Annotated in this window: 8 protein-coding genes and 1 pseudogene; 1 reads left to right on the top strand and 8 read right to left on the bottom strand. The window is 63.0% G+C overall.

Annotated features, from left to right (window positions below):
* From KP703_RS15745 to KP703_RS14925, 3 genes are all read right to left on the bottom strand, one after another.
* The coding region (locus tag KP703_RS15745; RefSeq protein WP_252354114.1) for a terminase large subunit domain-containing protein at positions 1 to 1,265 on the bottom strand (1,265 nt) is incomplete at its 3' end.
* On the bottom strand, positions 1,213 to 1,395 hold the full coding sequence (locus KP703_RS14930) for a hypothetical protein (protein WP_062144396.1): 183 nt from the start codon (positions 1,393 to 1,395) through the stop codon (positions 1,213 to 1,215). The genes KP703_RS14930 and KP703_RS15745, both read right to left, overlap by 53 nt.
* Positions 1,374 to 1,949 carry a hypothetical protein gene (locus KP703_RS14925; protein ID WP_215755497.1) on the bottom strand — a complete coding sequence of 192 codons (576 nt, stop codon included), beginning with the start codon at positions 1,947 to 1,949 and terminating at the stop codon, positions 1,374 to 1,376. The genes KP703_RS14930 and KP703_RS14925 overlap by 22 nt, the downstream gene beginning before the upstream one ends.
* Positions 1,950 to 2,169: 220 nt before the next feature.
* Between KP703_RS14925 and KP703_RS14920 the strand changes: the two genes are divergently transcribed.
* Positions 2,170 to 3,528, top strand: coding sequence for a sorbosone dehydrogenase family protein (locus KP703_RS14920; protein WP_215755496.1), 1,359 nt, complete (start codon positions 2,170 to 2,172; stop codon positions 3,526 to 3,528).
* A gap of 115 nt (positions 3,529 to 3,643) precedes the next feature.
* Here KP703_RS14920 and grxB read toward each other — a convergent pair whose 3' ends face one another.
* The 5 genes and pseudogenes from grxB to KP703_RS14895 all read right to left on the bottom strand — a co-directional run.
* Positions 3,644 to 4,291, bottom strand: coding sequence for a glutaredoxin 2 (gene grxB / locus KP703_RS14915; protein WP_062144751.1), 648 nt, complete (start codon positions 4,289 to 4,291; stop codon positions 3,644 to 3,646).
* Between the two features lie 65 nt (positions 4,292 to 4,356).
* Positions 4,357 to 4,935: a hypothetical protein gene (locus KP703_RS14910; RefSeq protein WP_252354113.1), complete on the bottom strand. Its 579-nt coding sequence runs from the start codon at positions 4,933 to 4,935 to the stop codon at positions 4,357 to 4,359.
* A 47-nt stretch (positions 4,936 to 4,982) separates the two neighbouring features.
* Positions 4,983 to 5,705 carry a hypothetical protein gene (locus KP703_RS14905; RefSeq protein WP_215755495.1) on the bottom strand — a complete coding sequence of 241 codons (723 nt, stop codon included), beginning with the start codon at positions 5,703 to 5,705 and terminating at the stop codon, positions 4,983 to 4,985.
* 2 nt (positions 5,706 to 5,707) lie between these two features.
* Positions 5,708 to 6,553 carry a winged helix-turn-helix domain-containing protein gene (locus KP703_RS14900; protein ID WP_215755494.1) on the bottom strand — a complete coding sequence of 282 codons (846 nt, stop codon included), beginning with the start codon at positions 6,551 to 6,553 and terminating at the stop codon, positions 5,708 to 5,710.
* A pseudogene (locus tag KP703_RS14895) lies at positions 6,550 to 6,965 on the bottom strand (hypothetical protein); the annotation flags it as partial. The pseudogene KP703_RS14895 and the gene KP703_RS14900, both read right to left, overlap by 4 nt.

Genomic DNA, 6,965 nt, shown 5'->3' with positions numbered 1-6,965 from the left:
TGCTGGTAGAGTGCGCCCCATTCCCGCGCGCCGATGGCGAGGCGGATGCGGGCGAGTTCCGGTTCCGGGAAGGCCTGTGGCCAGAGGGCCGTGCCGGGGGCGCGGTTGAGCGGGTCGGCCTCTTCCGCAAGGGCGGGAAGACGGAGGATGTCCCATGCCTCGCCGGTGCCGGACTGCATCTCATCCAGCAGGCGGCCTGCGAGGTCATCGGGGGACCAGCGCGTCATCACCAGCACGATCGCGCCGCCGGGCATGAGGCGCGTGCGCAGGACGGCGCGATACCAGTCCCACACGGCGGCGCGGCGGACGGGGCTTTCGGCTTCCTGACGGTCCTTGACCGGATCATCCACAATGGCGAGGTGTGCGCCCTTCCCTGTCAGCCCGCCGCCGATGCCCATGCTGGCGTAGAGGCCGCCTTGTGCTGTGTGCCAGGCGTCCTTCGCGCTGCTGTCTGCCGCCAGTGTGACGGTGGGAAACAGGGAGTTGAAGCGGCGGGAGGCGACGAGGTTGCGGACGTCTCGCCCGAAATCCTGCGCTAAAGACGCCCCGTAGGAGGCGCACACAACCTGTCTGTTCGGGTTGCGGCCAAGATACCATGCCGGAAAACGCTTGCTGGTGAGCTCAGATTTTCCATGCCGGGGGGGCATGAAGACCATGAGACGGGTGATGGCCCCGCGTTCCACGGCATCCAGTTTGTCACACAACAAANCGGCGGCGCGGCGGACGGGGCTTTCGGCTTCCTGACGGTCCTTGACCGGATCATCCACAATGGCGAGGTGTGCGCCCTTCCCTGTCAGCCCGCCGCCGATGCCCATGCTGGCGTAGAGGCCGCCTTGTGCTGTGTGCCAGGCGTCCTTCGCGCTGCTGTCTGCCGCCAGTGTGACGGTGGGAAACAGGGAGTTGAAGCGGCGGGAGGCGACGAGGTTGCGGACGTCTCGCCCGAAATCCTGCGCTAAAGACGCCCCGTAGGAGGCGCACACAACCTGTCTGTTCGGGTTGCGGCCAAGATACCATGCCGGAAAACGCTTGCTGGTGAGCTCAGATTTTCCATGCCGGGGTGGCATGAAGACCATGAGACGGGTGATGGCCCCGCGTTCCACGGCATCCAGTTTGTCACACAACAAATGATGATGCGCGCCGGCTTGATAATCCGGCATGGTGTAGCGGGTGAAATCCAGAAGTCCGTCTCTGGCGGCAGCTCGGCGGGCGAGTTCAGTCCGGGCGGCCTGCTGTGCCTGCCTGCGCAAGTGTGTTGAGTTCATCATCCGAAAACTCTTCGACGCCGCGGCGAACAACCGCATTCATGGACAGGCCCGCCAGCTTGGGGTGCAGGTAGGGGGCGGCCACTTTGGCGGCGTCAAACTGGCGGTCTGTTATGGTCTCGTCCCCCTGCATGACGCGGGTGAAAATATCCAGCGGGGTGATGGGCGCGGGTTTTTCGGGGGTTCGTTTTGGAGGCGGTGATTTTTCTGGCATGGATTTTCAGAAAAAATGCAGGACGCGGGGGAGCGGGGTTCCGGGCGGTAAGAGGGCAGATGGAGCGCGCCGGTGCAGGAGACGGAGGTGTGAAAGCTGCTTATTTTTCCGGGCGGTCTTGCAGCAAAGCGGGATGAGGCGGCGTCTTCCTGCTGGCGGTGGCGGAGTTCTGCGCTGAGCGTGGTGACGATACGGTCCGTGAGATTTGCGCCAAACTGGCCGCGCCGGGTGAGACCGTGCATGGAGGGGCGCAGGACCGGGCGGCAGCGGATGCGGGTGCCATCCGGGCAGCCAACCTGCAGGGCTTCCGCCCAGGGCACCGGGATATCGGCCCGGTGGCACTGTTCTGACTGCGGGAGAATGGGGCAGAACACCAGAGCGGCCCCTTTGCGCGCCACCAGCACCCACCATGTTGCGGCGGAACAGAAGACGGCACCCGCGCGCACGCCTGAAGCCGGGGATGCACCCGCCATGAGGACTCCTGAGACTTTCTGCCGGGGGTTTTAAAAAACCCTCCCTGGCAACACTTTTGTGATGATGCCCAAGGGATAGGAGTGACCACGCGCACCGACAAGCGGAGCAGACGCAGGATTTTCGGCCTGAATGAACTTCCTGCCCGATTGCGTGTTTGGAGGAAGAGGCCCCGGCACATCTTCGTGCCCGTATGCCTGACGAACAGGGATGTGCACGCTCATGACACGTACGCGCCGTTATCTTCTGAGTCTGGGGATTGTTCTGGTTCTTTTGGGAATTGGAACCTACAAGTTTGTGCTGCGGCCGGAATACGCTCAGCTTCCGGTTTCTGCCAGCACGGGGCCTCACCCCAAGCTGCCGCCGCCCAACGCAACGCTGATGCCGACAGTGAATATTGCCCGCCCGGTTGGCTGGAAAGACGGGGAAATGCCCCGTGCGGCCAAGGGGTTAAGCGTGAAAGCCTTTGCGAAAGGGCTCAACCACCCGCGCTGGCTGTATGCCCTGCCGAACGGGGATGTGCTGGTGGCGGAAACCAATTCCCCCAACACGGACAAGACATCCTTTAAAAACCGCATTGCCCGCGCCATTCAGGGGCTGGTGGGGGCGGATGTGCCCAGCCCGAACCGCATTATTCTGCTGCGTGATGCCAATAGCGACGGCGTTGCGGAAGAGCAGAGCGTGTTTCTGGACCATCTCTATTCGCCCTTTGGCATGGCGCTGATTGAGAACACGCTTTATGTGGCCAATGCGGATTCCATCTGGCGTTTTCCGTATGAGGCGGGGCAGAAATCCATTACCGCAGCGGGGGAAAAAGTGGTGGATCTGCCGTCTGGCTACAACCACCACTGGACCAAGAATCTGCTGGCCAGCCCGGATGGAAAATCCCTTTACGTCACCATTGGCTCCAACAGCAATGCCGCGGAAAATGGTTTGCAGGCGGAGGAAGGCCGGGCGCGCATTGACAAACTTGATTTAAGCACCGGCAAGTTGACGCCCTTTGCGACCGGCTTACGCAACCCGAACGGGATGGGATGGGAGCCGCAATCCGGCGCGCTGTGGGCGGTGGTGAATGAGCGCGATGAAATTGGGAGTGATCTGGTGCCGGATTACCTGACCTCCGTCAAAGAAGGGGCGTTTTATGGCTGGCCCTTCAGCTATTATGGCGGGCATGTGGATACACGCGTAACACCGCAGAACCCGGCTCTGGTGGCCTCCGCCATAGCGCCGGACTATGCGCTGGGAGCGCACACCGCCAGCCTTGGTCTTTTATTTGCAGAAAACAGTTCCCTGCCCGCCGCCTGGCGGAACGGGGCCTTTATTGCCCAGCATGGCTCCTGGAACCGCAGGCCGAAGAGCGGGTATAAGGTGATTTTTGTGCCGTTCCTGAATGGTCGCCCTTCCGGCGTGCCGGTGGATGTGCTGTCGGGATTTTTGACGCCTAATCAGGACCGGGCGCATGGGCGGCCTGTGGGGCTGGCGCTGGATTCAACGGGCGCGTTGCTGGTGGCGGATGATGTGGGGAATGCGATCTGGCGCGTCTCTGATACCCAGATGGAACAGGCGCTTTCCGGCAGGTGAGCGGGTCCGGTAACGCGGATTTTTGTTCGGCGGATGTGGTGCCGGAGAACGCATAAAAAGGGGGCTGGCCGGGTATTCTGGCCAGCCCCCTTTTTTGTGAAAAATTCCTGCTGCTTCAGGCAGCAATGCCGTCATACAGGCCGACGCCGGAGAGGCGGGACAGGGTTTGGCGATAAGCCTCGACGGCGGGCGGGTAGACGATGCCGCGAATAAGCGAGAGGCTGTGCAGGTGGGCGAACAGGTGAATATCATCTGTGGAGAGCGTGCCGTTGACCGCTTCCGGGCTGCGGATGAGTGGGGCAAGCATTTTCAGCATGGTATTCAGATTGCCGATTTCGCCGTCACTGTCTTTTAGAATTTCAAAGAACGGGCCGGTGGAGGCTTCCTTTTTTGTCAGGAAGTAGGCGCGGGCTGCGGTAGTCGCAAATTCCGGCAGCGGAGCGCAGGCAGCGCGCGGCAGGAACAGGCGATAGAGCGTGCTGCTGGTCGCACTGATCCATTCCGTAATGGCCGGGTTGGGCGTGCCGGTGAGGATGGGTGTGCCCTGCTGGTCAATATGGGTGACGATATCCATGCTTTCCGGCATGAAGCGGCCGTCTTCCTCCAGAATGGGAAGGGATTTGCGGCCAACCATGCCGATGGGCGTGGCTTCATCATCATTGAGCAGGATGATGCGTTCAAAGGGGAGGTTTTTCAGACCGAAAATCATTTCTGCTTTTACGCAGAACGGGCAGTGGTCATAGATGTAGAGTTTTTGGGTCATGCTACTCTGCTCCATACGGATACGGTGGGCCTTCCCCCTGCCCTGTTCTGAAACACCCCTGCGCGTCAAGCCTGTTCTGTGCGGGCGGCAGGCTCCCGGATGGTGTTCTTTGTGCTGCGGGCGGCTTTGGCAGCCTTGCGGGCAGCTTCCTCTCTGGCCGCGAGCTGTTCCAGCAACAGGGCGCACTGGGCTGCAATTTTGCGCTGTGAGGAACTGGCCGAGATGGTGGGGAACAGGGCCTCGCCCATGGCGCGGAATGAGAGTTCATCCACCAGCATCATCCGCAGGCGTTGATGCGCGCACAGGCCCAGTGCCTCTCTGGCCTCGGTGATTCGCGCCATAGCGCGGGCGCGGACCAGTTGCCAGGAGACGGCATCGTGCCGGGTGAGCGTGCTGGGGCGGTGCTGCTCTGAAAATTCCACGTAGTCACAATAGCCAAATATATAGTCCCGATACCAGCGCTCGGCGGCATCGGCGGCGGGCTGGGTAATGTCACCCGCTTGCAGCAGAGATTGCACGGTGCGCAGAACGCGGGCGGGCGCTGTGCCGACAAATTCCGAGCGGGCGCGGCGTTCTGGCGTGGGGCCGTTTTCTGAGAAAGTAGTTGGTGTGGAAGGGTGATTTCTTGTTTTCAGTTTTGCCATGTGAGTGCCTTTGAGGGATGCGTCAGGAAACAGGTGGTGTGATGTGGTTAGGCGACGGCGTGTGGCGCTGGGGGCTGGGTACGTAGGGATGGTGGGAGGCTGGCCAGCAGGGTGCGGCTGCTGGCGGCGTCCCGGCGCAGGGTGTTGGCGAAGGGGAGCAGGATGGTCCGCAGTTCGTTCGGGCTGGGCCAGCGTGCGCCGACCGGGTAACCGTCCCTCGGCGGCTGGCGGGTCCATGCGAGGCGCGCTTCCGGCCCCCATGCGCCAGCGGGAATGTCCGCGCAGACTTCAAAAATAGCGCGGCACTGACTGGCAGCATGTCCAGCCCCCGGTGGATTGGTAACGAGGTGCCCCAGCTTTTTGAGCCATGCCGCGACATGCAGTTCCGTAACCGGTTGCAGGGCCGTGTGCAGACTTTGGGCGTGCATATGCAGAGCCGCGATGAGGTCTGGCGGGACGTCTCGCCGGATGAGGGGCACCCCTGCGGCCTGTGCAGCGAAGACGGCACGTAAGGCGGGCGATGGCGGTGTGTAAGGGCAGACCGGCGTGTGTGGGGTTGGCGTGTGGGACCTGGAGTGTGAAGCGGGATGTGAGGTGGGCAAACGGGTGGCGTGGGACGGGACTGCGATGCGGTTTGTGATGGAATGCGCGGCGGATGTGGGCGTGCCGGTGGTGGGAGCCAGGTGAGACGTGCCGGTGGCAGGAGCCGCGTGAGCCGTGGCGATGGTGTGAGCGGGGTGAGACTGGGGTGCGCGGGCTGGGGCGAGCATGATCAGACTCCTTCCAGATCGGGCACGGCGGCCCATGCGGTCATGCGTTTGGCGTGCGGTGTGGGGATCGGGCCTGCCGGAGTGGTTGTGTTTGGCGCGTGGGTGGTCTGACTGGTGGCTTCGGTCTGGGCTGCTTCGGCTTCTGCGGCGAGGCGGTGGCGAATGGTGGCTTCCAGCCAGGAGACGGGTTCGGCTGGGTTGAAGGCCTCGCATTCGGCCAGAACGGCCAGAAGGGTGGCGGCATCATCAGCGAGCATTTTCAGCCATTTGCCCAGCAGCGCACGGGCGGAGCGGTCTGGTCTGCCGGTGACCCGTTTTAAAAACAACAGGCCTGTGTTGAATAAATGCGTGCGTGCATCACTGTCCGGCCCGAACGCAGTGAGGGAGGACTCTGCTTCTGACTCTGCCTCTGCTTCTTGGTGTTTAAGGGGCTGGGATGCAGGTGCGGTTAAGCCCTCCCCTGCCCCTTCCGGCGGGCGTTGGGGTGCGGGTTTGAGCTGAGGGTTGCCGCCCGTGCGGCCCCAGTGGGAGCCGAGGTCCGACGCGGCTTTGTCCCGCAGCAGGCGGCGGCAGAAAACCGCGCCGTCTGGTGTGGTGCTATAGACCCCGGCCTCGCGCAGTTCGGCCATCAGGCGCTGGATCTGGCGGTCTGACACACCCAGCATCTGCGCAAGCTGGCGGGTGTGCAGCGGGCGGTGATTGACGCACAGGTGACCGTAAGGTTCGGCCTCGTGCATCAGGCACAGCAGGCGCATCCACAGGCCTTGTGCGGCGAGTGAGCACAGGCGCAAAGCGGGGTCGCGCTCGTAATCCTGCCACCAGAATTTGGACCAGCGGCGCTTGCTCATACCATGTTCCTCCAGCGTTCCAGCCCGCGCCAGATGGCCTGCGTGGCGATGGGGTGGCCGGTGGGCAGAGGCTCCGGGTCGCGCAGGGGTTCGTGCCAGTCCTCATCCTGCGCGTACTGGGCCGGAGTTTCGGACCGGGCCTGCTCGTACCGCAGGAGAGCCTGCCGCACGCCCTCCATGCAGCGGCCTGTCTGCCGACCAATCTGACGCAGGGATTTGCCAGCACGACGCAGGGTGACCATCTGCTCCAGCAGGGCGGCATCCGTTTTGGGGCGGGCTGCGGCGTGGAGGGCGGTATCGGCGCTGCGCGCGGGTGACGTGGGAGACGAATCGAGGGATTTATCACACTGTTTAGCTGAAATGCGCGGCGGGGATGCTGGGCGGCCGGGCGGAACTGCAATGGGGGGACGTG

This window comes from Acetobacter sp. P5B1, from assembly GCF_018811985.1.
GTDB classification, from domain to species: domain Bacteria; phylum Pseudomonadota; class Alphaproteobacteria; order Acetobacterales; family Acetobacteraceae; genus Acetobacter; species Acetobacter cerevisiae.
The sequence above is the reverse complement of the archived record's forward strand: the minus strand, read 5'-3'. Positions and strand labels throughout refer to the sequence as shown.